The organism is Streptomyces tyrfis (assembly GCF_037034285.1).
Taxonomy (GTDB): Bacteria; Actinomycetota; Actinomycetes; order Streptomycetales; family Streptomycetaceae; genus Streptomyces.
Genome location: NZ_JBAGJZ010000039.1, coordinates 28,511 through 54,871, shown reverse-complemented (window position 1 = coordinate 54,871; position 26,361 = coordinate 28,511). Strand labels below are relative to the sequence as shown.

General features: G+C 72.2%; 18 protein-coding genes. 5 read left to right on the top strand and 13 right to left on the bottom strand.

Annotation, left to right across the window (positions count from 1 at the left end; genetic code table 11):
* Positions 1-41 precede the first annotated feature (41 nt).
* Both WA762_RS26055 and WA762_RS26050 read right to left on the bottom strand, forming a co-directional pair.
* Positions 42-1,886 carry an FG-GAP-like repeat-containing protein gene (locus WA762_RS26055; RefSeq protein ID WP_335938829.1) on the bottom strand — a complete coding sequence of 615 codons (1,845 nt, stop codon included), beginning with the start codon at positions 1,884-1,886 and terminating at the stop codon, positions 42-44.
* A 354-nt stretch (positions 1,887-2,240) separates the two neighbouring features.
* Complete coding sequence (locus WA762_RS26050; RefSeq protein ID WP_443080673.1) at positions 2,241-2,732, bottom strand: hypothetical protein; 492 nt, start codon at positions 2,730-2,732, stop codon at positions 2,241-2,243.
* 808 nt (positions 2,733-3,540) lie between these two features.
* Here WA762_RS26050 and WA762_RS26045 point away from each other — a divergent pair.
* On the top strand, positions 3,541-6,915 hold the full coding sequence (locus WA762_RS26045; RefSeq protein WP_335938828.1) for an ALF repeat-containing protein: 3,375 nt from the start codon (positions 3,541-3,543) through the stop codon (positions 6,913-6,915).
* A gap of 127 nt (positions 6,916-7,042) precedes the next feature.
* Here the strand turns inward: WA762_RS26045 and WA762_RS26040 are convergent, their stop codons facing one another.
* From WA762_RS26040 to WA762_RS26025, 4 genes are all read right to left on the bottom strand, one after another.
* On the bottom strand, positions 7,043-7,975 hold the full coding sequence (locus tag WA762_RS26040; protein WP_335938827.1) for a LysR family transcriptional regulator: 933 nt from the start codon (positions 7,973-7,975) through the stop codon (positions 7,043-7,045).
* A 53-nt stretch (positions 7,976-8,028) separates the two neighbouring features.
* On the bottom strand, positions 8,029-9,222 hold the full coding sequence (locus tag WA762_RS26035) for a glycine C-acetyltransferase (protein ID WP_335938826.1): 1,194 nt from the start codon (positions 9,220-9,222) through the stop codon (positions 8,029-8,031).
* A gap of 91 nt (positions 9,223-9,313) precedes the next feature.
* A complete protein-coding gene (gene tdh / locus WA762_RS26030) occupies positions 9,314-10,342 on the bottom strand; it encodes an L-threonine 3-dehydrogenase (protein ID WP_335938825.1) in 1,029 nt (342 codons plus the stop codon).
* Positions 10,343-10,948: 606 nt separating this feature from the next.
* Positions 10,949-11,920, bottom strand: a complete 972-nt coding sequence (locus WA762_RS26025) for a LysR family transcriptional regulator (protein ID WP_335938824.1) — start codon at positions 11,918-11,920, stop codon at positions 10,949-10,951.
* 108 nt (positions 11,921-12,028) lie between these two features.
* Here WA762_RS26025 and WA762_RS26020 point away from each other — a divergent pair, with 108 nt between their 5' ends.
* Complete coding sequence (locus WA762_RS26020; protein WP_335938823.1) at positions 12,029-12,520, top strand: GNAT family N-acetyltransferase; 492 nt, start codon at positions 12,029-12,031, stop codon at positions 12,518-12,520.
* Between the two features lie 126 nt (positions 12,521-12,646).
* Here the strand turns inward: WA762_RS26020 and WA762_RS26015 are convergent, their stop codons facing one another.
* Positions 12,647-12,952, bottom strand: coding sequence for a hypothetical protein (locus WA762_RS26015; RefSeq protein WP_335938822.1), 306 nt, complete (start codon positions 12,950-12,952; stop codon positions 12,647-12,649).
* 536 nt (positions 12,953-13,488) lie between these two features.
* Between WA762_RS26015 and WA762_RS26010 the strand changes: the two genes are divergently transcribed.
* Complete coding sequence (locus tag WA762_RS26010; RefSeq protein ID WP_335938821.1) at positions 13,489-15,270, top strand: glycosyltransferase family 2 protein; 1,782 nt, start codon at positions 13,489-13,491, stop codon at positions 15,268-15,270.
* Between the two features lie 16 nt (positions 15,271-15,286).
* Positions 15,287-18,565, top strand: a complete 3,279-nt coding sequence (locus WA762_RS26005; RefSeq protein WP_335938820.1) for an acyltransferase family protein — start codon at positions 15,287-15,289, stop codon at positions 18,563-18,565.
* A 107-nt stretch (positions 18,566-18,672) separates the two neighbouring features.
* Here the strand turns inward: WA762_RS26005 and WA762_RS26000 are convergent, their stop codons facing one another.
* The 6 genes from WA762_RS26000 to WA762_RS25975 all read right to left on the bottom strand — a co-directional run bounded on the left by WA762_RS26000 (position 18,673) and on the right by WA762_RS25975 (position 23,087).
* The gene (locus WA762_RS26000; protein WP_335938819.1) at positions 18,673-19,359 is read right to left on the bottom strand and encodes a double zinc ribbon domain-containing protein; all 687 of its coding nucleotides are present in this window, start codon (positions 19,357-19,359) and stop codon (positions 18,673-18,675) included.
* Positions 19,360-19,923: 564 nt separating this feature from the next.
* Positions 19,924-20,139, bottom strand: a complete 216-nt coding sequence (locus tag WA762_RS25995; RefSeq protein ID WP_335938818.1) for a hypothetical protein — start codon at positions 20,137-20,139, stop codon at positions 19,924-19,926.
* Positions 20,133-21,263 carry an AfsR/SARP family transcriptional regulator gene (locus WA762_RS25990; RefSeq protein WP_335938817.1) on the bottom strand — a complete coding sequence of 377 codons (1,131 nt, stop codon included), beginning with the start codon at positions 21,261-21,263 and terminating at the stop codon, positions 20,133-20,135. Before WA762_RS25990 ends, WA762_RS25995 begins: the two co-directional genes overlap by 7 nt.
* Before the next feature lie 214 nt (positions 21,264-21,477).
* Positions 21,478-21,741, bottom strand: coding sequence for a hypothetical protein (locus WA762_RS25985; RefSeq protein ID WP_335938816.1), 264 nt, complete (start codon positions 21,739-21,741; stop codon positions 21,478-21,480).
* Positions 21,742-21,859: 118 nt separating this feature from the next.
* The gene (locus tag WA762_RS25980; protein WP_335938815.1) at positions 21,860-21,988 is read right to left on the bottom strand and encodes a hypothetical protein; all 129 of its coding nucleotides are present in this window, start codon (positions 21,986-21,988) and stop codon (positions 21,860-21,862) included.
* A gap of 211 nt (positions 21,989-22,199) precedes the next feature.
* On the bottom strand, positions 22,200-23,087 hold the full coding sequence (locus WA762_RS25975) for a peptidase S1 (RefSeq protein ID WP_335938814.1): 888 nt from the start codon (positions 23,085-23,087) through the stop codon (positions 22,200-22,202).
* Between the two features lie 401 nt (positions 23,088-23,488).
* Here WA762_RS25975 and WA762_RS25970 point away from each other — a divergent pair, with 401 nt between their 5' ends.
* Positions 23,489-26,050, top strand: coding sequence for a GTPase-associated protein 1-related protein (locus WA762_RS25970; RefSeq protein ID WP_335938813.1), 2,562 nt, complete (start codon positions 23,489-23,491; stop codon positions 26,048-26,050).
* The last annotated feature ends 311 nt before the right edge of the window (positions 26,051-26,361 follow it).

Sequence of the window (26,361 nt, the reverse complement as noted above, 5' to 3'; positions counted from 1 at the left end):
GTCAGTCGGGTCGGACCCGGGCCGACGCAGGCCGGCTCAGATCAGATGACGCTGCCGGTCCAGTGCTTGACCGGTGCCTTGATGCCGGTACCGGTGCTGGTGAAGGAGAAGAGCGAGTCGATGCGCCGGCCGTCGGGGGAGGTTCCGCTGCGGTAGAGCACTCCGATGTCAGTCTTCCCGTCCTTGTCGTAGTCGCCGGACGTCAGCCCACTCACTTCCCAGTTGAAGGAACCCGTGTTGGTCCACACCTCGCGGGGAGCGGCGAGGTCGGTGCCGTTGCTGGTGAAGGTGAACAGCGCGCTGTTGGCCTTGCCGTCATCTCCCCTGCCGCGGTTGTAGAGGACCGCGACGTCGTCCTTGCCGTCGCCGTTGAAGTCACCGGAGGTGACCTTCGACGCATCCCAGTTGAAGGACCCCGTGCTCTCCCAGGTCTTGCGCGCGTTGTCGAAGCCGGTGCCGTTGCTCGCGAAGGTGAACAGCGCGGTGACGAACTTGCCGTCGGCCGACTTCCCGGAGTTGTAGAGGACCGCGACGTCGTCCTTGCCGTCCCCGTTGAAGTCGCCCGAGGTCACCTTCGACGCGTTCCAGTCGAAGGAACCCGGACTCGTCCAGGTTTTGCGCGGGTTGTCGAAACCGGTGCCGTTGCTGGTGAAGGTGTAGACGGAGGTGATGAACTTGCCGTCGGCCGACTTCCCGGAGTTGTAGAGGACGGCGATGTCGTCCTTGCCGTCCCCGTTGTAGTCGCCCGAGGTCACCTTCGAGGCGTCCCAGTTGAAGGAGCCGGTGCTGGTCCACGTCTTGCGCGGGCTACTGAAGCCGCTACCGGTGCTGGTGAACGTGTACAGCGAGGAGACCCGGCCGGCGTCGGAGGAACCTCCGTCGTAGAGGACCGCGACGTCGTCCTTGCCGTCGCCGTTGAAGTCTCCGGCGACCAGCTTGCTGGCGGCGTAGGTGAAGCCGCCGAGGGCGCTCCACACCTTCTTGGGCTCACCGAATCCCGTGCCGGTGCTGTAGAACGCGAAGAGCGATGCCCGGTTCTTGCCCTCCGGCGACGTGCCGTTGTCGTAGAAGGCGGCGATGTCCTCCTTGCCGTCCCCGTTGAAGTCCCCCGACACGACCTGGCTCTCCTGCGGCAGGGCACGGATCTGCCGGATCCACTCCCCGAGATCGTCCAGCCGGGTCTCCACGGCGCCGCTGCGGGTCTCCTCGGTGCCCAGGCAACCGGCCTGCCAGGACGCGCTGTGCACGGCGACGAGTTCGACCCCGCCGTCCTTCTCCCGCAGCGCCGGACCGCCCGCATCGCCCTTGCAGATGCTGCCTCCGTCCCGGTCCATCGCGACAGTGGTTGCATCGACCCGGGTCACGACGAAGGAACCCGCGTGCAGTCGGTCCGGAACCCAGGTGTCCTTGGTCCGGCCGTACCCCACGGCCTGGACCGTCTCGTCCACCACCGGCGCCGAGCCCGCCACGACCACGGGCGCCACATCGGTCACCGGCTGGGCCAGCTTCGCCATCACCAGGTCCCGGTCCGCCCGCGGCACCAACTCGGTGACCTCGACCACCTTCCCGCCCGTTCCGGAAAGGTCGGTACGGCCGATCGTCGCCATGGTCTTCTCGGCGGGCGCCCCGGCGGGCACCGGGAACGCGGGCTGACCTTCGGCCGCGAAACAACTGCTCGCCGTCAGGATCCACTGCGCGTCCACGAGCGACCCGGTGCAGGCACGCTCCCCGCCGATGTCGAGCTTCGCGGTGAACGTGTACGTGTTGTCGGCGACCGCGTCACCGATCACGGCCTGCGCCGGGGCGGTCAGTGTGAGCGCACCCGCCGCGCCGGCGGCGGCGATCAGTGCGACGGCCCGCGCACGGCGGGATGGACTGAACTCCACGTGTGTATTCCTTACTCAGGGACGTCTGTTTGATGGCATGAGAGCGGCCGGTCGGAGGCGGGCCCGGCCGGAAACGGGCCAGGCAACCTTCCGCAGCGTGCCCGCCGCCGGCAGCCGCCCTCTGGGAACTGGCAAGGGATGTGCGTGGGCCTCGACCCGACCTGGCAGCGGCACGCACCGGTCCCGACACGGCTCGGGGCATGACTCACTCTGCCAACGGCTTTCGGCGAGCGAACGGACGGCGTGACGATCGCCTACCGAACATGAGACGAACGCACGTCTGCCGAAGGGCCGGGAAACAACAGAGGGCAGACTGGTGCCGACCCGCCGGATCATCGACGGAAGCGCAAAGCACTACTTGGAGGTACGGATCTCCACGAGTGCGAAATTACGCTGCTCCGGGTCAGTGCTCTCGCCCACTGATGTCCAAATGTTCTTTTCGATGTCGAAAGTCTTTCGTTCGTCATCGACGACCATGTCGACCTGTGTCGAGTAGTCATTTCCCTTGATCGTGAAGACTGCGGGAATCTCCAGCTCCAGATACCCACTATCCCCGGTGACCTTGAAACAGAAGGTCTGCTTGAACGAGCGGGACCAGACCTCCAGCAGCCCCGGATCCCCCGAACAATCCACGAGCATGATATGGCCGTCACCGCGCTTGAGGACGATTTTCCGCTCAGCCAGCACCTTATCGGCTCCTGGGTAACTGAAATCCTCCACCGCATACCCGGGAGACTCCTCGGCGACGGCAGCCATTGCGGGCGCCGCCTGATGCAGACCACTCAGAGACCACGCAGCAGCCGCAACGGCACATCCCACCACGAGCGCGCGAGTGATTATCTTCATCCATATTCCCTTGATAACTCGGAGCCGCCGTTTCCGGCCGTCCGTCACCACGGTCGAGGCGCGCGGCCACATACGCATGGCGCGCGCGGCGTGACCCGATGCCAGGCAGGGTGACGAACGCCCCGGTGAGCCGCTTCCTCCGACGATCGAGGCGTCAAAGAGAGCGAGGGCGCGCACACGGGGAAGTCACTCTTCGTTCACCAACCTTGCACGACGTGATCATTGAAATCACCAACGCACCCACATGTCCACCACCACAAATCGGACACCATGTCGATACCAGACATAATCTCCACCGGGAAACGCCCAGCTCATAAAGGTTGCATGCGTCAACATAACGAAACGATAAATAATCGGAATTAAATATTCCGATTTCGCCGTAGTGGCTCCAGAAATCCATATCCCCCTTACGAACCTCAATATTTTGTGTGAAGATCCCTCTGGTTCGCGCATGAAGCGCCAGGGGGGCGGCATCAAATGTCTTCGAAGCACCTGGGCAGATTTTCCAGACGGGGCTTCCTGTGTGTCGGGGGCTCCGGCTCCTTTTCGCCGCACCGACGGCCACATGAAGGTGTTTGCCCGGACTTCCGGGTAGGCGGTTTCCCCGTTCGCATCGCCGGCATCGGGCGCTAGGGGACCGGTTTCCGTCCGCCCCGCGTCTCGTCCGGGGGCCGTCGCCCCACGCCGCGGCCCTGGCGAGGCATGTCCACACGGCCCGTACGGAGAAGCGCACGACGGACACCTCATCGTGCGGGTCGGTGTGCCGCCCGAAAGCCCCCCGCCAGGCACTGATCACGAAGGGAATATCTTGGACACCATCTTCTGGAGCAGGCGGCGGGTTCTCGGCACCCTCGCGGCCGCCACGGCCGTAGCCGCCACCTCGAGCCTGGTCCTCAATCCGGCGGCGGCGTTCGCGGACACCCCACCGGCCGGCGGGGACGACGACGGCGATCCGTTCAACCTGCCCGACACCGACCGGGCGAAGGTCGTCAAGGCGTGGCTCCTGGGCGGCAGTGCGGTCCGCGCCGCGGCGGAAGCGGCCCTGACCGGCTCCGACGCCGATGTCCAGACCTTCCTGAACGACCAACTGCCGAGCGCCGCCGCGGAGGACAACCGTACTGCGGTCATGACCTCTCTGGCGGGAGGCGGCAAGGGGACACGACGTGAGGCCTCTGCCGCGATCGATGGCGGCGACGCCGCCATCGCCGAATACCTGGCCGATGGCTTCAAGTCCGCCTTCATGGAAGATCTCCGCGTTGCCACCGCGACCGTGATGGCCACCGGTGGCAAGGGCGTACGCCGGGACGGCAGCTCCGCGCTGGATGCGAACACGGAGGATTCCCTGGCGGAGTTCCTCATCGAAGGCCAGTACAGCGCCCGTCTGGAAGACATGCGCGTCGAAGTGGCCAAGGCCATGGTGGAGGCGGGCCCGGAGGTTAAGAAGTACGCCTCTCGCGCCCTGTCCGGCAGCGCCGCCGATGTCGAGTGGTTCCTCGAAATCGGCCAGCACATCGCCCGCGCCCGCGACCAGGAATCAGCGACGATCGAGGAACTCGTCGCGGTCGTCGAGCGGGAGGGCCTGAAGGCCGACGCGAAGACGAAGCAGGCCGAGGAGGCTGCCGCCCGCGCCGTGGAGGCCGCCGGAAAGGCCAAGGAAGCGGCGGAGAAGGCTGCGGCCGAAGCGACGGCGGCGCAGAACGACGTGGTCAAGTCCGGCAAGGCCGCCCGCAAGGCGTCCAAGGCCGCGCAGGGGGCGGCCGACTCCGCACGGGTCGCCATCTCCGCCTCTCACGCGGCTGTTCAGGCCTCGCGTCGTGCCGCCTACGCAGCCACCGCGGCCAGCCAGGCCGCGGCCTCCGCCGGCTCCGCCGCGGCACGGGCGTACGGCGCGGCCATCGCCGCCTCGAAGGACGCGTCCAAGGCGTCCGCCGCGAAAAACGCCGCCGTCGCCGCCCGCAATGCCGCGGCCAAGGCCCGTAGCGCGGCGAAGGCCGCCGACTATGCGGCCGGCGCCTCGGTCCAGGCCGCGAGCGCCGGCTCCGCCGCCGCCTCCGCGGCCCGTAACGCAGCCGCCGCCGCAAACGCCTCCGCAGCGGCCGCCACCGCCGCGGGCAAGGCCCAGGCCGAGGCAGCGGAGGCCAGGCGGCAGGCGCAGATCGCGAGCACCAACGCCCAGATAGCCACCAACGCCGCCGGAACCGCGCAGGCGCTCGCGAACACGGCGGCGGCGGCCGCCCGCACCGCACGCGATGCGGCCAACAGCGCCGCCGGACATGCTGAGAAGTCCGCGGAAGCCGCCGATTGGGCGGTCAAATATGCGGGCCAGGCGATCGATTACGCGAAGAAGTCGACCGAATTCGCCGATGAGGCCACCAAAGCGGCGAACAACGCGACCGACGCCGTCAACCAAGCCATCGAGGTGGAGAAGCAGGCGCGGGAAGCCGAGTGGCAACGCCTGGACGAGGAAACGAAGCAGGCCATGGAGGAGGCCCGCCTGCTCGCTCAGATCGAGGAACAGGAGAGGGCCGAGCTCAACGAGAAGCGTACCCAGGCGGAGCTGACGGAACAGGCCACGCAGGACCTCATCGCCCAGGCGGAGGCGGCGCTCAGGGCCGGTGACACCGACCTCGCCTCCACCGTCGGACGCAAGGCCGCCATCGCCATGATGAACTCCCGCGGCACCTGGTCACGTGAAGCCTCACGATTCGCCCTCTGCGGCACGGATGCCGACGTCCACGCCTGGATCGACGCCGACCGGCAGCTCGCTCAGAAGCAGGACGACAGAGAGACTGTTCTCTATCTGGCGCAGACCTCCGCTCCGGACGTCGCCGAAGCCGCGGTCGCTGCGCTGGCGAGCGACGATCCGGACACCGGTGAGAAATTCCTCACGACGGGCCTCATCGAGGCCGCGGCGACGGACAACCGGGTATCCGTCGCCCGCGTCCTGGCGGACAGCCCTGGCAAGGCCGTCAAGCAGGCTGCGAACGAGGCGCTGAACGCCGGCACCGCCGAGGCCCTCAACAAGTTCTTCACGACCCTGTACGCGGACGCTCAGCAGGAGGACGACGCCGTCGCCACGGCCACCCTCCTCGGGTCGGCGGGCCCGTACACGAAAGCCCATGCCCAGGCCGCGCTGGAAGGCCCCGCATGGATGCGTCGCAACTTCATCGCCTCCGTGCAGCACAAGACGGCGCAGCTCGACCATGACTCCGCCGCGCATATCGCCGCCGTGCAGGGTGCGATCGCGGCCGCCGCGAAGGTCGCGAACAAGGCGCAGGAAGACGCGGCTCGCGCGCAGGAGACCGCCGCGAACGCCCGTAACGCCGCCGCCGATGCGGCGAAGTGGGCCGAAAAGGCGCAGGAGGCGTTCAAGCGGGCCGCCACTTACGCACAGCAGGCCACGACCAACGCGGACGCCGCCGAGCAGTCGGCCAAGAACGCGCAGGCCTCTGCGGACAAGGCGAAGCAGGCCGCCGCCGTCGCTCAAAAGGCCTCGCGGTCGGCGAACTACTCCGCCAACCGTGCCATGGCCTCCGCCCGCAACGCGGTGGCGTCGGCCAACTCGGCCCAGGCATCCGCCGCTTCGGCCCGTGCCTCGGCCATCCAGGCCGGCAAGGACGCGCAGACGGCGGCCGCGGCCGCGAGCCAGGCACACCAGATCGCCGTGGTCAAGCGCAAGGAGGAGATTGCGGCGGCGGCCAGAAAGGCAGCCGAGGCGGCGCGCAAGGCCAGGGAGTCCGGGGTCGCCCCGGCCGACACACCCGACAACGACACCGTCCAGAGCGATCCCGCCTGGTGGCAGGATCCGAAGTGGTGGGCGAAAGCCACCGACGTCGCCAGTATCGTGACGGGGTTCTGTGCTGCCGGCACAGGCCTCGCCGGACTCTTCTTCCCCCTCGCCGCACCGGTCCTGGAGCCGCTGGCCGCAGGCTTCGCCTACACCTCCATGGCCCTCTCGGGGATCAGCGCCGCGTTCACGGGCATCGCCTACGGCTGGACGAGCAGTGAGTTCAAGAAGTCTCTCGGAACAGCCGCGCTGGGTCTGATCACCTTCGGCCAGTCGACCTGGATCGGTTCACTCGGCAAGCTGGGAGGGCGCGCCGTCTCGCCCGTGGCCACCAAGCTCACGGAGTTCGGTCACGACATCCTGTCACCGATCATCGGTGTACTGGGATCCCTCTGATTCCGGGGGCCTCTGATACGGGGATACGTCCGATCCGGGGCCCCTCCGATCCGAGTGTCGGATTCCTGAAGCACTCCGAGGGCCGGTGGCGCCATGCCGTCGGCCCTCGGGCGCCGCCTCCCGCGTGTCACGGCGACGCGGGAGGCAGCGGGGCCGCCTCGCGGCGGGCCGCGGCGGCCAGGGCGGCGAGCACGGGGGCGATCAGCGGGTGGCCCTCCGCCCCGTGGCGTACCGCGGCGAAGACGCGGCGGGTGGGCGCGCTGCCCCGCACGGGTCGTACCACCACGCCCGTCAGTTCCATGCCGCGCAGCGCCGAGCGCGGCACCAGCGCCACCCCGGCGCCCGCCCCGGCGAGGGAGACGACGGCGCGGAAGTCGTCCGAGGAGTGCTCCATCCTCGGCTGGAACCCGGCGAACTCGCAGGACAGGACCACCACGTCGTGGCACGGGTTGCCGGGGTACGGACCGATCCACGGGTCCTTCTCCAGTTCGGCGATCGCCACCGCGTCCTGTCCGGCCAGCCGGTGGCCCACCGGCAGCACCGCGTCGAACGGCTCCGAGTACAGCGGGACCCGGGTCAGCCGCCGGTCGTCCTCCCCGGGCGCGCCCCGGTATTCGACGGCGACCGCCACGTCCACCTGCCGGTCCAGCACCATCGGCACGCTCGCGTCGCCCTCGGCGTCCTGGACGCGGACCCGGATGCCGGGCGCGGTGCGGGCCAGCTCCGCGATGGCGGGGGCGAGGACCAGGCCGATGCCGGTGGCGAACGCGGCGACGGTGACCGTGCCGGCCTGCCCGGCGTTGTACGCGGCGAGTTCCGCCTCGGCGCGTTCCAGCTGGGCCAGCACCGCGTTGGCGTGGGTCAGCAGGATCTCCCCCGCGGGGGTGAGCCGGGCGCCGCGCGCGTTGCGCTCGACGAGGCGGTGCCCGGTCTCCTGCTCCAGCGCGGCCAGTTGCTGCGAGACCGCGGAGGGGGTGAGGTACAGCGCGGCGGCCGCGGCGGTCACCGTGCGGTGGTCCGCCACCGCACGGAGAACGCGCAGCCGCCGTGCATCGATCATGTTCCTCATTGTCCCAGGTCACGAAGAAGGTCCTGACCCGGGCGGAGCGGGGACTACTCCCCCAGCGCGGCCCGCGCGTCGACGAACGCGTCCACGGCCCGGTTCACGTCCTCGGTGGAGTGCGCGGCGGAGAGCTGGACCCGGATGCGGGCGGCGCCCTGCGGGACGACCGGGTACGAGAACCCGATCACGTACACGCCGCGCTCCAGGAGCAGTTCCGCCATCCGGCCCGCCTTCGCCGCGTCCCCGATCATGACTGGGGCGATGGCGTGGTCGCCGGGCAGGATGTCGAAGCCCTCCTCGGCCATCCGGGTGCGGAAGAGCTTGGTGTTGGCGTCGAGGCGCTCGCGCAGGTCGCCGGCGCCCTCCAGCAGGTCGAGGACCTTGAGCGAGGCCGCCGCGATGACCGGGGCGAGGGAGTTGGAGAAGAGGTACGGGCGCGAGCGCTGGCGCAGCAGGGCGACGATCTCGGCGCGGGCCGCGACGTAGCCGCCGGACGCGCCGCCCAGCGCCTTGCCCAGGGTGCCGGTGATGATGTCGACGCGGTCCATCACGTCGTGCAGCTCGGGCGTGCCCCGGCCGCCGGGGCCGACGAAGCCGACGGCGTGCGAGTCGTCGACCATGACCATGGCGTCGTGGCGTTCGGCCAGGTCGCAGATCTCGCGCAGCGGGGCGACGTACCCGTCCATGGAGAAGACGCCGTCGGTGACGATGAGCCGGCGCCGGGCCCCGGAGGCCTCCTTGAGCTGCTTCTCCAGGTCGGCCATGTCGCGGTTGGCGTAGCGGAACCGGCGGGCCTTGGACAGCCGGATGCCGTCGATGATGGAGGCGTGGTTGAGGGCGTCGGAGATGACCGCGTCCTCCGGGCCGAGGAGGGTCTCGAAGACGCCTCCGTTGGCGTCGAAGCAGGAGGAGTAGAGAATCGTGTCCTCCTGGCCGAGGAACGCGGAGAGCCGTCGCTCCAGTTCCTTGTGCACCTCCTGGGTGCCGCAGATGAAGCGGACCGAGGCCATGCCGTAGCCCCAGCGGTCCAGGGCCTCGTGGGCGGCGGCGATCACCTCGGGGTGATCCGCGAGGCCGAGGTAGTTGTTGGCGCAGAAGTTGAGGACCTCGCCGGGGCGGCCGCCCGCGGTGACGGCGACGCTCGCGGACTGCGGGGTGCCGATCACGCGCTCGGGCTTGTGCAGTCCGGCGGCCTGGATCTCGTCGAGGGTGGTGCGGACGTCGTCGCGTACGGAGTCGAACATGAGGGGTGTCTCCCAGCTGGTTGCGAGGGCTCGCGGGGTGCGGGTGCGGGGTGTCGGGCGTCGGGGGGACAGGGTCGGCGGCGGGGCCGGATCAGGAGGTCCAGTCGAGGATGATCTTGCCGCCGCGGCCGCTCGCCGCGTCGTCGAAGGCCGCCTCGAAGTCCCGGTAGCCGTATCGGCCGGTGATCACGGGGGCGAGGTCGAGGCCGCCCTCCAGCAGCACGGACATGGCGTACCAGGTCTCGTACATCTCGCGGCCGTAGATGCCCTTGATGGTGATCATCGAGGTGACGACCCGGGACCAGTCGACGGGGAACTCCTCGGACGGCAGTCCGAGCATGGCGATCCGGCCGCCGTGGGTCATGTTGGCGATCATGTCGCGCATGGCCTCGGGACGGCCGGACATCTCCAGGCCGATGTCGAAGCCCTCGCGCAGTCCGAGCCGCCGCTGCCCGTCCGCGATGGTCTCCTCCGCCACGTTCAGGGCGAGGCTGACGCCCACCTTGCGGGCCAGCTCCAGCCGGGCCTCGCTGACGTCGGTGATGACGACGTTGCGGGCGCCGGCGTGCCGGGCGACCGCGGCGGCCATGATGCCGATCGGTCCGGCGCCGGTGATCAGCACGTCCTCGCCGACCAGCGGGAAGGAGAGCGCGGTGTGCACGGCGTTGCCGAACGGGTCGAAGATGGCGGCCACGTCCAGGTCGACGGGGACCCGGTGCACCCAGACGTTGGACGCGGGCAGGGCGACGTACTCCGCGAACGCCCCGTCCCGGCCGACGCCGAGCCCGAGCGTGGAACGGCACAGATGGCGGCGCCCGGCCAGACAGTTGCGGCACTTCCCGCAGACCAGATGGCCCTCGCCGCTGACCAGGTCGCCGACCTTGATGTCGACGACGTCGGCGCCGGTCTCCGCGACCTCGCCGACGAACTCGTGACCGAGGACGAGCGGGGTGCGGACGGCCTGCTGGGCCCAGCCGTCGTAGTTGCGGATGTGCAGGTCGGTACCGCAGATGCCGGTGCGGAGCACCTTGATCAGTACGTCCGAGGGGCCGATCTCCGGCTCCGGCACGTCCATCAGCCAGAGTCCGGGCTCGGCCTTCTGCTTCACGAGTGCCTTCACGGCGGTGGCTCCCTGCGCTCTACGGCGTTGAATGCCCCGGGCCGGGGCGTCGTGGGGAGGACGCCCACGGCCCGGGGACGATCGAATCGAATGGAGAGGTACGGGCGCGGCAGTGCGTCGGCCGGCCGCCACGCACCATCCTCCGCCGTCATCGGGAGAATCTGCCGCACCCCGCGCCCGAGGTCCATCGAGGATTTCTTAAGCGCGCCCGCAGCTCCGCTTCACGCCCCGCCGGGCCGAGTCGGCGTACGGCCCGACGACGGGGCGGGGCGCTGCGTGGTGACGGGGCGGGGCGGGGCGTGGTGTTCGGGCGGCGAGGCGGCGTGGTGTTCGGGCAGGGCGCTGCGTGGTGACGGAGCGGCGCACGGCGTGGTGTTCGGGGAGCGCGCGGCAATGGTGGCGACGCGTCGGCGCGCGGGACGGCGGACGCGGGGCCATCTCGTGTGACGTCGTGCGCCCGCGCCACCTGCCCCGCCGGTTCCCGCCTCGTCGGGGGCGGACAGGACGTCCGACCGGGCGCCAGCGGTCCGGGGCGCGTCGGCCGGGACGCGTCCGGCCGAAGGCCCGGCACGGCCGGCGGTTCCGGATCGCCTGACGACCGCGGAGTCACGCCGGACGGTTCACGGTCCCGCCCCTTCCACCGGCTCCTCGGCCCCGCCGCGGGTCTCGCGCCGTTCCGCCCCCGCCGCGACCCGTCATGGACTCGGACATCTCGACGAAGGCCCGTACGAGAGGCCGTTCGTCTCCTCGGCGCGTGGCCATGAGGACCCGGCTCACCGTCGGAGGCCCGTCGAGTTCGAGCCGGCGGGCGCCGGCGGGGAGCAACGTCGTGACGCTGCGGGGGGCGAGGGTGATGCCGAGCCCCGCCGCGACGAGCAGGATGATGGTGTGCCAGTCCGAGCACTCCTGCGCCACCCTGACGTCGGCGCCGGTGTCCCGCAGCGGCCGCGTGTTCACGTCGAAGGCGTGTGACCCCGCCGAACGGGGGAACAGGATCAACGGCTCGGCGGCCAGCGCCGCCGCCGCCACGCGGTCGCGCCTCGCGGCGGGATGCTCGGCGGGGACGACGGCGACGAACGGTTCCACCGCCAGCGGGAGCAGGTCGACGTCGTCGCGCTCCTCGGCGTCCCGCACGATCCCGATGTCGGCCGTGCCTCGGTCGAGGGCCGCCAGGACGTCGACGGTGAAGCCGTCCTGAAGCCTGACCTGCACGTCCGGGCGGCGGCGGGAGAACTCTCGGAGCCGTTCGCTGACGATCGTGGCCGCGGAGGTGATGAAGGCGATGTCCAGGCGCCCGGCCTCGCCGCGGCCGACCCGGCCGGCCTCGTCGAGGTCGGCGGCCAGGCGGACCAGCAGTTCCCTGGCCCGTGGCTGGAACGCCGTTCCGGCGTCCGTGAGGCGGACGCTTCGGGAGGTCCGCCGGAGAAGCTCGACGCCGACGAGCTTCTCGAGCTGTCTGATCTGCTGGGACAGGGCCGGCTGGGCGATGTGCAGCCGCCGGGCGGCACGCCCGAAGTGGAGTTCCTCGGCCACGGTCAGGAAGTACCGCAGATGGCGGAGCTCGATGCGCTGATCCATAGCTCCAGGTTATTGATCGGCCCCATGCCAGGTATTGGACATATGGGTGACCGAGGCCGGAGGCTGGCCGCGAACCGTACCGGAGCCACATCAGAAGGAAGCCCGCCCATGTCCCCTGCCTCTGCCCCGGTGACGGTCTCCTCGATCGCCTCACAGAGCGACGCCGACGCGTTCCGCGCGCTGAACGAGGAATGGATCTCGCAGCTGTTCACCCTGGAGGAGGAGGACCGGGCCGTTCTCGCCGATCCGTTCGGCCGCGTCGTGGGGCCGGGTGGTGACGTGCTCCTGGCGAAGGAGCCGGACAGCGGCACGGTCGTCGGGTGCGTCGCGCTGCTGGCTCATCCGGACGCCGTGTTCGAGCTCGCGAAGATGACCGTGGCCTCCGCCGCGCGGGGCCGCGGCATCGGCCGCCGACTCGTCGCGGCGGCCGTCGGCCGTTACCGCGCGCTCGGCGGGTCCCGCCTCTTTCTCGGCACGAACAGCGCACTCGCCCCCGCCCTCCGCCTCTACGAGGAGACCGGGTTCGTCCGGATCCCCCGCGACCGCCTCCCGGTGACCGACTACTACGCCCGCGCCGACGTCCTCATGGAGCTCGGCTGACGTCTCGGCGACGCGCTTCAGCGTCCCCGTACAGGCGACCGCTCGCGTCAGCGCGCTCCGTAGCGCGTTCCGACGCGGCGTACCTCCTGCACCGCCCCGGGCTGCTCCAGCAGCATCATCCCGACCTCACGGCCTTCGTGATGGACGCGCAACCGGGCCGTCGACGATCAGCCGAAGTTCCTTCCACGGGTACCGCCACAGCAGTGCGGACCGTTCCCGCATCTGCAATCCGCTGGTGGTGACCCGCAGTTCGTACTGCGGCCCCTCGTGGAGCGAGGGCGGTGCGTGCTCCGCGTACGGGGGCCGGATGGTATAGGTGGCGACCGCCTTCTCCTCGGGTTCCAGGACCTCGTCGCGGACGCCGGTCCGACGGGCGATCCGCGCCCCGGCCCACCAGCCGAGCCCCGCCACCACCAGGGCAGCCCCCGTCACGGCCCACCACGGCAGCTCTCCGCGACTCTGTAGCCGACGACCGCCGCCACCGCGGAGAACGCCGTCGTCCCGGCGCCGATCAGCTCCGCGCGTCGGATCCGACTGTTCCGCCCCTCGCCCAACCCCCGCTCCCCTCACTCGCGCTGCACGCACGACAACCCGCCGGACCAGTGCGGGCGTCACAGGCGTCGCGGGCACCACAGCCCCGGACCCCCGTCGCACCGACAGCGTTCCTCCACACTACAGCGCACCATGCACGCCCGTTCGAGACACTTCCGCAGCGGGACGCCTTCGCCGGGCCGACGCCGAACCGGCCCCCGAACAGCAGGAATTGGACGACTGTTAACCGCGCCGCGACCTGCTGATCGCCGCACGACACGGGCACGGGCGGTCGAATAGGTCTGGACCACTCGGGAGACTCCCCGACCAGGCGGCTCAATTAACACGCTCTTGATGAATGGTCTACACCTTTGACGGTAGGGTGAGCGCCCCCGGCGGTCATCTGATGCCGCCACATGCACAGCCATGGGGGATTTATGACGACCCATCACTTACCTCAGCCTCCCTCCGACCGCGAGTTGCACTGGTACTTCGGCCCGCAGCGGCGCTGGGTGCTGATCGCCACCTCGCTCGCCTTCGTCCTCACCGCGGCGACCATGCTGACGTTCTCCCTGCGCACCCCGGCCCTGTGGGCGTTTCTCGCGGTGCTCGCCCTGAACGTCGTCGCTCTCGCGCTCTCCTCGGTCAACAGCCTGCGGATGCGCAGGCTGACCCGGCATTCGCACGACGTGCTCGTCCGCGCCTGGGACCCTCCCCGGCTGCCCACCGTCGACCTCTACCTGCCGACCTGCGGGGAGCCCCTCGACGTCCTGGACAACGCCTACCGCGCGGTCGCCGCCGTCGACTGGCCGGGCGCGCTGACCGTGTGGGTGCTGGACGACGCGGACCGCGCGGAGGTGGCCGGACTGGCCGCCGTGTACGGCTACCGCTATGTCGTACGGCCCGACCGCGGGCATCTCAAGAAGGCCGGGAACCTCAACCACGCGCTCACCCTCAGCAGCGCGGAGTACATCGCCATCCTGGACGCCGACTTCGCGCCCCGGCCGGACTTCCTGCGCCATCTGGCGCCGTATCTGGCCGATCCGGGCGTGGGCATCGTGCAGAGCCCCCAGTGCTTCGACACCGATGAGTCGATGAGCTGGATCCAGCGCGCCGCCGGGTCGGCCCAGGAGTGGTTCTTCCGATGGATCCAGCCGTCCCGGGACGCCAGTGACGCGGCGATCTGCTGCGGCAGCAACGCGGTCTACCGGCGCGACGCCATCGACCTGGCCGGCGGCTTCGCCAGGCTCGACCACAGCGAGGACCTGTACACCGGGCTCGCGCTGCACGAGCACGGCTTCCGCACCGTGTACGTGCCGGTGCTGGTGGCGAAGGGCACCTCGCCGGACAATCTCGCCTCGTTCGTCAATCAGCAGTACCGCTGGGCCATGGGCAACCTGCATCTGCTGGGCACCCCCGTGCTGGGACGGATGCGGGCGCCGTGGCGGATGCGGCTGTGCTTCTACGAGGGCGTCGTCGGCTATCTGACGACGGCGGTGAACACCTTCGCGGCCCCGCTCCCGCCGCTGGTGATGCTGTTCTGCTACCCGGACGACGTCCGGCCCTGGCATGTGCTGCCGCTGCTGGCGCCCCTCTGGCTCTGGCACGTGCTGCTGCCGCGCGTCAGCCGGACCCGGTGGCGGGTGGAGGTGATCCGGGCCAACGTGCTGACGAGCGTCGCCGCCGGGGCCGCCTTCCTGCACACGCTGCGCGGTCGCAGCGCGGCATGGGTGCCCACCGGGGCGTCGGGCGGTTCCAAGGGGGCGATGGCCCGCCGGGTCGTGCTCGTCTCGCTGGCCTGGCTCTGCTGCACCACGGGGGCGGCGGCCGTCGGACTGGCCGCGGCGGTGGCGCGCAACGGCTGGGCGCCCAACTGGGGCCTGGGCCTCTATCTGCTGGCCCAATGCCAGATCAACGTGCCCCTGATCAGGGATCTGTTCGCCGAACTGCGCCCCGTGGGCGGGGAGAAGCGCGAGGCCGCCGGAACACGACGGCCGGCGCCCGGAGGCCCTGGTGGAGTCGGGGACCCCGAAGGTCCTGGGACCTCCGTACAGCCCACGCGGCCCACGCGGCCCATGCAGCCCATGCAGCCCGTACGGCCCGTGCGGCCCATGGCTCCCCGGCGCTGGCCCGAGGCGCTGGCCGCGACCAGCACCCTCCTGCTGGTCGCCCTGCTGGCGTCCGGCTGGGTCGATCCCATGCTCCCCTGGTCGAGTTGAAAGGCGCATCGCACCGATGTCCATCCTCGTGTCTCCCGGCGTCCGCCGCGGGAGCACCGCACCTCCCGCAACACCTCCTGTCCCTCCCGTTCCTCCCGCGCCACCGTCCGACGGCCCGGCGCCCGGGGCCGAACCCGCCGCCGGACCGGATCCGCGCCGTTCCGCGTTCCGCCCCGACATCGAGGGGCTGCGCGCGGTCGCGGTGCTCGGCGTCCTCGCCTTCCACGCTGCCGTCCCCGGACTGGCCGGCGGTTTCGTCGGGGTCGACGTCTTCTTCGTCGTCTCCGGGTACCTGATCACCGGGCTCCTGGTGCGCGAGGCGGTCACCACCGGGCGCATCCGGCTCGGCGAGTTCTTCTCCCGCCGGGCGCGGCGGCTGCTGCCCTCCGCCGCCGTGGTGCTGGGCGCGGTGGCGCTGGCCGGAGCCTGGCTCACCGTCCCGCTGCGCCGCACCGATCTGGAGCACGACGTCGTGGCGGCGGCGCTGTCCCTCGCCAACTGGCGGTTCGTCCAGCAGCGCACCGACTATCTCGCGGCCGGGCAGGACCAGAGCCCGCTGCTGCACTTCTGGTCGCTGGCGGTGGAGGAGCAGTTCTACGTCGCCTGGGCGCCGCTGTTCGCCCTCTGCGGGTACGCCGCCGCGCGGGCGGTACGCAGGGGCCGGGCGGTACGGGCCGCGGCGACGGCCGTCACCGTCCTGCTCACGCTCGCCTCCTTCGCCCTGTCGTCGTACTGGACGAGCGGCTCCGCGCCGATGGCGTACCTCGGAACCCCGTCCCGGGTCTGGCAGTTCGGCGTCGGGGCGCTGCTGGCCCTGCTGCCCTGGCACCTGCTGCGCGGCCCCCGGCCGCTGCGCCTGCTGTGCGGGTGGGGCGGCGCGGCGGCGCTGGTGTGGTGCATGACCCGGTACGACGCGTCGACGCCGTACCCGGGAACCGCGGCGCTGGTCCCGACGCTCGCGACGGCGGCGGTCATCCTGGCCGGCACCCCGGGCCGACGGCCCCGAGGGGCGGGGGCGGACGCCCCGGGCCGACGGCCCCGGAAAACACGGTCCCGCGTCCCGGGCCGGCCGTCCGGGGAGACGCCGGACGCGTACGGAGTCGGCCGGTTGCTGTCGGCTCGGGCGCCCCGGGCGCTCGGGCGGCTCTCGTACACCCTCTATCTGTGGCACTGGCCCGTGCTGGTGCTGGCGGAGGCCCGGTTCGGGGTGCTCGGCTGGCCGGCCAGAACGGCCCTGGTCCTGGGGTCGGCGCTGCCCGCGCTGGCCACCGCGCGCTGGGTCGAACGCCCGCTGCGCCGCAACAGGACGGTGGTCGAACTCCCCCGGCGCGGTCTGTCGGTGGGCGTCGCGGCCGTCGTCGTGCCGGTCGTCCTGGCCCTGGTGACAGGGACGACGGCGCTGCGCCTGCTGGGCCCGGCCGCGCCGGTGGACGTGAAGGGCCTGCCGCCGGGCGCGGCCGAGGGCCCGCATCTGCTGGCGCGGAACGGTACGCCGTTCCGGGACGGCCCGGTGGTGCCCAGCCCCGTGCAGGCGCGGAAGGACTTCCCGCCGGACGGGGCCTGCGAGGTCGCGCCGGAGGTGACGCGCAGCCCCCGCTGCCTCTTCGGCACGACGGACGGCGCGACGGACGGGACGGCCGACGGCACGACGGACGAGACGGCCGACGGCTCCGTCGACGGCGCGGCCGACGGCTCCGTCGACGGCGCGGACCGGATCGTGCTGCTCGGCGACTCGCACGCGGGCCAGTGGTTCTCCCCCGTGCTCGCGCTGGCGGCCGAACGCGGGTGGGCGTTGCAGGAGTTGGTGAAGCAGGGCTGCCCGTTGCCGGAGATCTCCGTGGTGAGCCCGCAGTTGGGGCGGGCCTACCGGGAGTGCGACACCTGGCGGGCGGACGCCCTGGACCGGCTGCGGCAGGGGCCGAAGCCCCGGCTGATCGTGATCGCCTCGCTCAACCACTACACCGATGACGAACGGCTCCTCGCCCAGGGCTGGGAGAAGACGCTGAAGCCGTTGCGCGCGCTCGGCGCCCCGATCGTGTATCTGGAGGACCCTCCCGTTCCCGGCACGGACATTCCCGCGTGCGTGTCCGGCCACCCCGACGACCCGGCGGCCTGCTCCTTCGACCGGAACGCCGCCCTGCGGCCCGACCCGCTGGCGCGGCGGATCGCGGCCGGGCGGCTTCCCGGGGTGCGGGCGGTCTCGGTGAATCCGGTCCTGTGCCCGGCGAAGGACGGGAAGGACGAGAAGGACACGGTCTGCCCCGCGGTGCTGGACCGGATCCTGCTGTACCGGGACGACGCGCATCTGACCAATGTCGCCGCGGTGGTCCTGACGTCTCGGCTGGAACGCCTCCTCATGGACGCCGGAGCCCTGCCCGCCCGGCCCATGCTCCCCACCGGAACCGGCGCGGAGACCGGCACCGGCGCCCCCACCGGCGCCGCCGACGCCGGCCCGGACCCCGGCGCCGCGGGGTGGCGGCGGGTCCTGCACGACGACTTCGACGGACCCGCGGGCAGCCGTCCGTCCGCCGAGCGCTGGACGTACGACGTCGGCACCTGCTACCCGGGCTGTCCGGCCCCGCAGTGGGGCACCGGGGAGGTCGAGACCATGACCGACTCGACCGACAACGTCCGTCTGGACGGGCGGGGTTCACTGGAGATCGTCCCGACGCTGCGCGACGGCCGATGGTATTCCGGCCGGATCGAGTCGCGGCGGGCGGACTTCGTCGCGCCGCCCGGCGGGGCGCTGCGGATCGAGGCGTCGATCGCGCTGCCGGACGTCGGGGGCCACGCTGCGGCCGGGTACTGGCCGGCGTTCTGGACCCTGGGGGCGAAGCTCCGCGACGGGTACACCGGATGGCCGGCCGTCGGCGAACTCGACATCATGGAGTCCGTCAACGGGCGCGACACCGTCTCCGGCACCATGCACTGCGGCATGCTCGACAGCGGCCCGTGCGAGGAGCCCGGGGGGCTCACCTCGGGGCCGCAACCGTGCCCCGGCTGCCGTACGGCGTTCCATGCGTACGCGGTCGAGGTCGACCGGCGGCCCGGCGCCGAGGAGGTGCGCTGGTCGCTGGACGGACGGGTGTTCCACCGGGTGGCGAAGTCCCGGATGGACGCGGCGACATGGGACCGGGCCGTCAACCGGGGGATGTTCCTGGTGCTGAACGTCGCCATGGGCGGGATGCTGCCGACCGTCGACGGCGCGACGGTCGGCCCGGACACCGAGCCCGGGCATCCCATGCGCGTCCGGCACGTCACCGTCTCGGTCCGCGAGGCACCGGCCCGGCCCTGACCGCCGCCCGGGGCACCGCCCGCCCTCCCCCGCTCCCCGGGGGCGCCGCCCGCACCGTCTCCCGTGCGGCGCCCCCGGGCCCCGGTCCCGGCCCCCCGTTCCGCCCGCTACTGCCGTGTCCCGCAGCCCGGACAGAACGCCGATCCCTGGGGCACGCTGGCGTGGCACGAGGCGCACTGCGGGCTCTGGGCGAGGCGGTGTCCGCATCCGGGACAGAACGCGCCGCCCCGGGTCTCCGTGTGGCACTGCGGGCAGACCAGCTGGCGCGGCGCGTTCACGTCGTAGCCCTGCCCGGCCGTCTGACCGGCCGCGTACGCCCGGTCGGAGACGAAGTCGTTGAGCCCGCGCCGACGGGCCGCCTCCGCCTCGGCGGCGGTGTCGGGGGCGCACTGCAGGCAGAGCCCCTGCTCGGCGTTCCAGCAGCGGGAACAGTCGTAGGAGGTGCAGCGCGGGCAGCGGTTGAAGTGCCCCCGGGCGTTGTCGATGGCGCGCTGGAACGCGGCGTCGCGCGCCCCGCCCCACGTCGCCCCGGCGAGCCCGTCCGCCGCGTTGTTGATGGTGTTGGCGCTGCCGCCCAGCAGACCCCAGGCCACGCTGACCCCCTTGCCGATCCAGCCTGCCGCCTGCCCCGATCTGAAGGGCTCGAACGGCGAGCGCCAGGTGTCGGAGCAGCGCTGGCACCTGAACTCGAACTGGAAGCCGGCCCCGGTGCCGTGCTGCTGGGACAGGTCGTTGTAGTTGCTGCTGAAGTAGATCTCGTCGGTCACGTCCGCGCCCCCTGGGTCGTGGGTCATCTCATTCGATCAGTTGTGCTCGGTGGTAATGATGGCAACGAACCATCACGCCGGTACGCATAGTGCGCCATGGTTCGGCAATACCCTCCCGGATCTTCCACCCCGGCCCGCGCCGGCGGCACCTCGGGTCCCCCCTCCGGGGCCCGGAGCCCTCCGCCCACGGCGACCGGGGCGCCGCGTCGGCCCGATCCGTCTCCTGGCTGCGGGAGCCCGGCGCGGAGGGGCTGCGGCGGCTGCCGGCCGCCGGGCACACCGCCGACCGGATCGGGGCGCGGCTCCGCGCGGCGTCGGACTCCCCTCTTCCGCAGGCGCTGACCACGTTGGTCGCGGACGTGGCCCGCCGCCGCGGCCGGGTCCGCCCGGCGTCGGCGGTCCCCGACCTGATCAGCGAGGGCCCGGATCAGGGCCGCCCGGCCCTCCTCGCCGTCCTCGGAGTCGGCGACCTCGATGGCGTACGTGCGCAGCAGGCGTGCCGGCCGAACCGGCCGGGCGTCTGCTCCTGGAGGAGATGGGCGGCGCGGAGCCGGTCCAGGGCCCGACGCGCCCGTGCCGGAGGAAGACCCGTCAGTCCGGCGGCCGCGGGCCGGGCGATGTCCGGGCGCCGGGGGCCTGGGCGAGTTGGCGGAACACCCGGGCGGTGTCCGGGTCGAGGGCGCGGTAGGAGGAAGCGAGGACGGTGCGTACGTCGGTGGTGCTCTCGCCGGTGCCCAGGGCGTCGAGGGCGGCGGGCACCCGCCCCGGGTCGACGCCCAGGGTGTCGAGGAACACGCGGATCAGCACATGGGGGTCCGTCGGTTCACCCGAGGGCGTGAAGCCGCGCAGGTCGGCGAAGAGCTGTCCATCGGGGAACTGATGCGCCGGCCGTGGGCCCGACGCAGCGCGAGCCAGGTCTTGCCGACGCCGGCGGTACCGCAGATCACCGACAGCGGCATGGCGGTGCGCGGCCCGGTCCGGGCCGCGAGCATCTTGTCCAGGACGGCGATCTCCTCGTACCGACCGACGAAGTGTGCCGGCGGCGCCGGGAGTTGCCGGGGCACCGGCGCCGAAGCGGCCACACCTGCCGGTGTGCCTGCCGGGGCGCTCGGTGATGCGCCTGCCGGTGCGCCCGGCGGGGAAGTCTCGGGTGAGGAGGTCTCCGATGGGAACAGCGCCGGGTCGTCGGCCAGGATCCGCTGGTGGAGACCGCGCAGCCGCGGTCCCGGGTCGGCCCCCAGTTCGCGGGCCAGGCGCTGCCGTACGTCCTGGTAGTGGGCGAGGGCGTCGGCGGCGCGGCCGGTTCGGTACAGGGCGAGCATGAGCCGACCGGCCAGCCGTTCGCCCATCGGGTGTTCGCCCGCGCGCAGGGTGGGTTCGGGCAGCAGTTCGCCGTGCCGCCCGGTGCGCAGGCGGATGTCGACGTGGTCCAGTTCCGCCGAGAACCGTTCACGCTCCAGCGCCTGGCGCAGGTCGGAGAACCACGGGACGTCCACGGTGGCGAACGGTTCGCCGCGCCACAACCCGAACGCCCGTCGCATCAGCGCCGCCGCCCGCTCGTCCTCGGCCGCCCGGGCGCGCGCGATCAGGTCCCGGAACAGGTGGAGGTCCACCGAGAGCGGATCGGCCTCCAGCACATACCCTCCGGGACGCCGCGAGATGGCCGCCACCGCCCCCGGCGCCCGGCGCAACCGGGACAGGTACCCGTACAGCGTTCCCCTGACCCGCTGCGGCGCCCGGTCGCCCCACACCCGTTCGACGAGCGCGTCCACCGGAACCGTCCGGTCGACGTCCACCAGGAGGGCGGCCAGCACACACCGCTGCCGCTGGTGCCCCACGTCCGCCGAACGGCCCCAGCCGCACCTCGATCGGGCCGAGCAGGCCGAACTCCACCGCCATCCCGCCACCCCCTCCGCGTGCACGTCGGCCACGCGGCGACGAGGCCCACCAGGCGCTTCACGGTCGTCCCAGGGATACGTCCCCGGTCACACACACCCGGGGACGGGACGAGAAGTGGACCACGGGACGAGCGGGGAGCAGGAGACGGGCCACGGGATACGGGAGGCTGCGCGCCGGAGGGTGAGGGGCACGCCCGGGACCCCGGGCGCGCCCCTCACCGACCCCCGTCGGCCCGCCTCCCCGCGGTCAGTCGGCGAGGACCTGCCCGCCCCACAGGCCGCCGGACAAGACGCACCGGTAGTCGTACACGTTGGACGCCTTCATGAAGAACGCCCTGCGTGCCTCGCACGCGGACTTCGTGGAGTAGTGCTCACCGGTCGACTGCCAGGTCGCGGTCGCACGGCTCTCGGCGACGGGGGCCGGGGCCGCCTGGGCGGCGGCGGGAACGGCGATGGCGGCGGCGGTGCCCAGCATGATCGACGTCGCGGCGAGGGTCAGCTTGCGGTACATGGTCGGTCCTTCCGTCGTAGGTTTCACCGAGCGGTGTGCCTCGTTCTGCGCACCACTGTGTACGGCCGGGTTGCGACGAACCTTGGGCAAACCTTGAATCGGCTGGTGGGACCGCGTTTCAGTACGGCAGGTCGAGTTCGGCGAGGACCGTCTCGCCGAGCGACGGAACCCAGTCCAGCGCCTCCCACCGACAGGCCGGCGCCTCGACCTGGATCAGCCCGCGCCCGCCCTCGGAACCACCGTCCACGTCCGGGACTCCAAGGTCGAGCAGGCCCCGGCTCGCGCTCTCCCCCGCCGCGTGGACCGGTTTCATCGCGCACGCGGCGAACGGCTGACCACACGGCACGACAGTCCGAACGGCACGCGTCGCGCGCCGGGGTCGATCCGGTGCGCGGCGCGGCGTTCGTCAGGGTCGTCGTCGTGGTCGAGGGCGGGGATCACGCATCACGCGTCGCGCCTCACGAGAGGGCCAGCTCCGTGACGTTTCCGGCCTCCAGGACCCAGGTCGCGCCGAGGCCGCCCTCCTTGACCCGCGCCTCGCCGTTGCCCTTGAGAACGCCGATGCGCTTGCCGGACAGGGCGATCTGGATGGCGTGGGTGTACTCGTGGACCCAGTTGGCGCTCAGGCCGCCCTCCTTCACGTACGCGTCGCCGGTGTCCTTGAGGACGCCGATGCGGTCGCCGGAGAGTTCGAGCTGAATGACGTCGCCGGCCTCCCGCACCCAGGTGGCGCTGAGACCGCCCTCCTTCACCCAGGCCGCGCCGTTGGCGGTGAGGACGCCGATGCGCTTGCCGGACAGGTCGATGCCGATGACGTCGTCGGACTCCTTGACCCAGGTGGCGCTGAGACCGCCCTCCTTCACATACGCCCCGCCGTTGCCCTTCACCACACCGATCCGGTTGCCCGACAGCTCCAGTTCCTTGACCTTGTCCGCCTCCTTGACCCAGGTCGCGCTGAGACCGCCCTCCTTCACGTACGCCTCGCCGTTGTCCTTCACCACACCGATGCGGTTGCCGGACAGGGCGATCTGCTTGACGTCGTCGGCCACCTTGACCCACGTCGCGCTGAGACCGCCCTCCTTCACCCAGGCGATCCCGTCGCCGGTGAGGACGCCGATGCGGTTCCCGGACAGGGTGACCTGCTTGACGTGGTCGTGCTCCAGAACCCAGGTCGCGCTGAGGCCGCCCTCCTTCACATAGGCGTCGCCGTTGGACCGCAGGGTGCCGATGCGGTTTCCGCCGTCGCCGGAGACCGTGCCCGGCACCGCGTAAGCCGTGGCGGCGGCTCCGGCCGGACCGGCCAGGGCGAGAACGGCGGTCGCCACGCAGAGAGGCTTGAGGTTCATCCGAGTAACTCCTTTACGGAGAGCGACCCTTGGTGCCGTTCGCGACACCCGGGGGGATCGTTCGATCCGATGACGCTCAACGACCGGAGATGCTCCACGTACGTAGGCCATTCGGGTGATGACGGAGCACTGGGCGGCTCTTTGCCCCACAACTCACTCCGGATGACGCGGCCTTGAACACCATCCTTCGGAATCCGACCCCGCCCGGGGCCTCCCCTTCCCCCATCCGGCTTGCCACGCAAGGGGGTTGCCGGGCTTGATAGCGTCGCTCCCGCGATCGCGGACCCGCTCCCCGCCGGGGTCGCCCCGCCCCCGTACCGCCCCCTCGAACAGGACGGCCGACGGAGCGGGTGGCACCGACAGTGCGGGGAGGTTGGCGGATCGACGAAGAGGGCCGGCACATGAGCCTCGCGCAGTTGCACTACACCTCTGCCGCTGCGGGCGACGCCGGGGGCGGCGCACGGTTCACGGCGGTCAGCGCGGGACTGCCCACGCGGGTGCTGGCCGACGCCGAACGGCTCCTCGCGTACGAGCCGCCGGCCGGGACCCCTGATCACCCCACCGCCGACGAACTCCGTTCGCTACCCGAGTCGTTCAGCTTCAGCTCGCTCTCGGACGGCGGTCACCTGCTGAGCCGTGCGGTGCCGCTGGGCGGGCCCGGAGGCGTCGGCTTCCACGCGCACGCGGTGCATCTCCCCGCCGGCGCGCGGCTGCCCGGCGACGCGCTGCCGATCACCGCATGGCGGTCACCGGGCTGGTCCGCCGCACCGCCGGAGGGCGGCGCGTCCGGCCGGACCGCCGTCGGCCTGCCCGCGTCCACCGCCTTCGGCCCCGAGGCGCTGAACGACTTCGCGGTCTCTCGCGGCCCCTGGCTGGCAGCGGTCTTCGCCGATCTGCGCCGGGTGTGCGAGGAGCCCCTGTCGTCGCGGGTGGTCCTCGTGGAACGACGGAGCGGCGATGTCGCCCGGTGGATCGCGCTCGCCGGGGCCGCGCTCCCGGCGGACCACGCGCACCGGCTGACGTTCACCACGTACACCCGCGATCCGGCGCGCTCCCCGCACCAGGTCGTCGGCGTACTGCCGCAGGGCGCGCCGCTCCCGGACGCCGCCGCCGACGGTCTCCCGCTACGGGCTCACTCGTGCGCCGGGGTGCGCCCCGAGGGGGCGGTCGACGACGTCTGGGCCGAGACCTGCGCCCGGATCTGGCGCGCCCGGTCCCCGGAGCTGTTCCGGGCGGCGGCGGAACTGCCCGGCGCGCCGTTCTCCGCCGGGCCGCTCGCCGTCACGGCGCTCTGCGCGGGCGTACCGCTGGGGCCCGGCGGGCGCGCCGCTGCCGCCGCCTGGGCCGCCGAACGGCCGTACGCGCTCGACGGGGAGCGCACACGCCTGCTGACGGATGCGCTCACCGCGCCGGGGCTCGACCGGACGCCCGATGAACTCTCATGCCTCGCCCGTCTGTTGACTGCACTCGACGACCGCTCACCCGTCACGGCCCCCGCACCGGCCTCCGCTCCCGCCCCTGCATCGGCCTCCGCTCCCGCCTCCGCGTCGTCCTCCATTCCGGCCTCCGCTCCCGCCTCCGCCACGGCCCGCCTCGGGGCTCTGCTGGTGACCGAGGCGGTGCGCGGCGGCGATGTCACCCTGGCCCCGCCCGCCCGCTCCGTCTTCGCCGGGCCGGACGGGGCACGCGTCGCCGCCGAGCTCCTCGCGACTCTGGGCGAGGACCTGCGTGCCGAACTGACCTACGGCTCCCGGCACATGCCCCACGGGCCGCAGCACCTGACCGGAACCCCCGGTCATGTCGTGGGCCGTACCGTTCAGTTGCTGCGGATCGCCCGGCTGTTGGACGTGGACTGCGCGGAGCTGCTCCCCGAGGCGGCACGCCACCTGGCGCGGTCGCTGCTGGACGAGGGGGCGGGCGACTACGCGGGGGTGCTGCTCGACCTGCTGGACGAGCAGTTCGACGTCCGTACCGCGCTGCTGGGCGAGTTGGACCGGATCGCCCCGGACGCTCCGGCGGCGGCGGAACGGCTGCTGGCCGGGGTCGCCCTGCCGTTCACCGGGGCGCAGACGCTGCCGCATCTGCGGATGTGCGCCGCCGCGCCGTCCGCCAGGGCGGACGCCGGTGACGACCGGGTGAAGGCGCTGAACGCGGTGCTCCGCGCCGGCGGCCTGTCGCCGTTCACCGAACCGCTGGTGCTACGGACCGGGATGGGACTGGTGTGGGGCGCCGGGACTCCGGACGCGGCCGAGGCCCGGGAGCTGCTGAGCGCGGCCACCTCCGACGCACACCGCGCGGTCGGCACCTGGCCCGCGCTCGTCGCCGCCGCGCTCGCCGCCCCCGCCGACGACCGGGCGGCCCCCGAGCTCGCCCATGAACTGCTGCTGGGCTTCCCGCAGGAGATCGACGCGCGGGAACGCGGCGCCCTGACGCTCCTGGAGTTCGCCCGGGAGCTGGGGTCGGGGACGGCGGGCACCGGCTGGGCGGAACGGGCCCGCGCCCTGCGCGCCGGGGCCGAACCGGTGGAACCGGGCGTGCTCGACCAGGCGTACGACGCCCTGGCCCAGCGGCTGCTGGCCCCGGACCGCCCCGAGGCCGAGCTGTACGCGTTCGTCCACACCGGAGACGCGGACCTCTTCGCCGCCTACGGGCGGGCCGCCCGCCGGGACCCGGTCCTGACCCGCCTCCGGGCCGACCCGGCGTATGCGGCGGACTGCTTCACCGTATGGAGTTCCCACCCGCACGCGGGCGCCGCCTGGACCGAGACCCGGACGGCGCTGCTGGAGGAGGTGCTGAGGCCGGTGGTCCGGTCCCTGCCGGCCGACGGGCTGACGGCGGCCGAGGAGGCCGCCGCACGCCTGGGCAGCACCCGCACCGCGGAGGCGTTCCGCGCCTGGAACCGGCCGAGCGGCCTGGGCAGACGCCTCGGCGGCAGACTGGCGGCGCGGGTGCGCCGCTCGTAGCGGCGAGCGCGGCGGCCGTTGCGAGCGGCGGTGGCGACCGGACCGCCACCGCGACGACGCCGGGCGCGACCTTCAGGACGACGGTGACGTACTCGGCGTCCGTCCTCATCTTCTTCGGGCAGGAGGCGGGCAGCTGGACCTCGCTCTGCCGGGGGCTCACCCAGCCGGTCCCGCCGTCGGTGAACGGGCCGGCGCCCTTCAGGGGTTCGTTCAGGGTGTTGGCGGGCTGGACGTCAAGGGTGTACTGGCCGCGCGAGCCGCCGCCCTTTTCCGTCTCCCGTCCGACGAAGCAGATGGTCGAGAACACCGGG

Excerpts from the sequence above, each read along its gene's own strand:
- WA762_RS26050 (WP_443080673.1), bottom strand. The coding sequence starts at position 2,732 with ATGAAGATAATCACTCGCGCGCTCGTGGTGGGATGTGCCGTTGCGGCT.
- WA762_RS26040 (WP_335938827.1), bottom strand. The coding sequence starts at position 7,975 with ATGATCGATGCACGGCGGCTGCGCGTTCTCCGTGCGGTGGCGGACCAC.
- WA762_RS26035 (WP_335938826.1), bottom strand. The coding sequence starts at position 9,222 with ATGTTCGACTCCGTACGCGACGACGTCCGCACCACCCTCGACGAGATC.
- WA762_RS26025 (WP_335938824.1), bottom strand. The coding sequence starts at position 11,920 with ATGGATCAGCGCATCGAGCTCCGCCATCTGCGGTACTTCCTGACCGTG.
- WA762_RS26020 (WP_335938823.1), top strand. The coding sequence starts at position 12,029 with ATGTCCCCTGCCTCTGCCCCGGTGACGGTCTCCTCGATCGCCTCACAG.
- WA762_RS26010 (WP_335938821.1), top strand. The coding sequence starts at position 13,489 with ATGACGACCCATCACTTACCTCAGCCTCCCTCCGACCGCGAGTTGCAC.
- WA762_RS26005 (WP_335938820.1), top strand. The coding sequence starts at position 15,287 with ATGTCCATCCTCGTGTCTCCCGGCGTCCGCCGCGGGAGCACCGCACCT.
- WA762_RS26000 (WP_335938819.1), bottom strand. The coding sequence starts at position 19,359 with ATGACCCACGACCCAGGGGGCGCGGACGTGACCGACGAGATCTACTTC.
- WA762_RS25985 (WP_335938816.1), bottom strand. The coding sequence starts at position 21,741 with ATGTACCGCAAGCTGACCCTCGCCGCGACGTCGATCATGCTGGGCACC.
- WA762_RS25975 (WP_335938814.1), bottom strand. The coding sequence starts at position 23,087 with ATGAACCTCAAGCCTCTCTGCGTGGCGACCGCCGTTCTCGCCCTGGCC.
- WA762_RS25970 (WP_335938813.1), top strand. The coding sequence starts at position 23,489 with ATGAGCCTCGCGCAGTTGCACTACACCTCTGCCGCTGCGGGCGACGCC.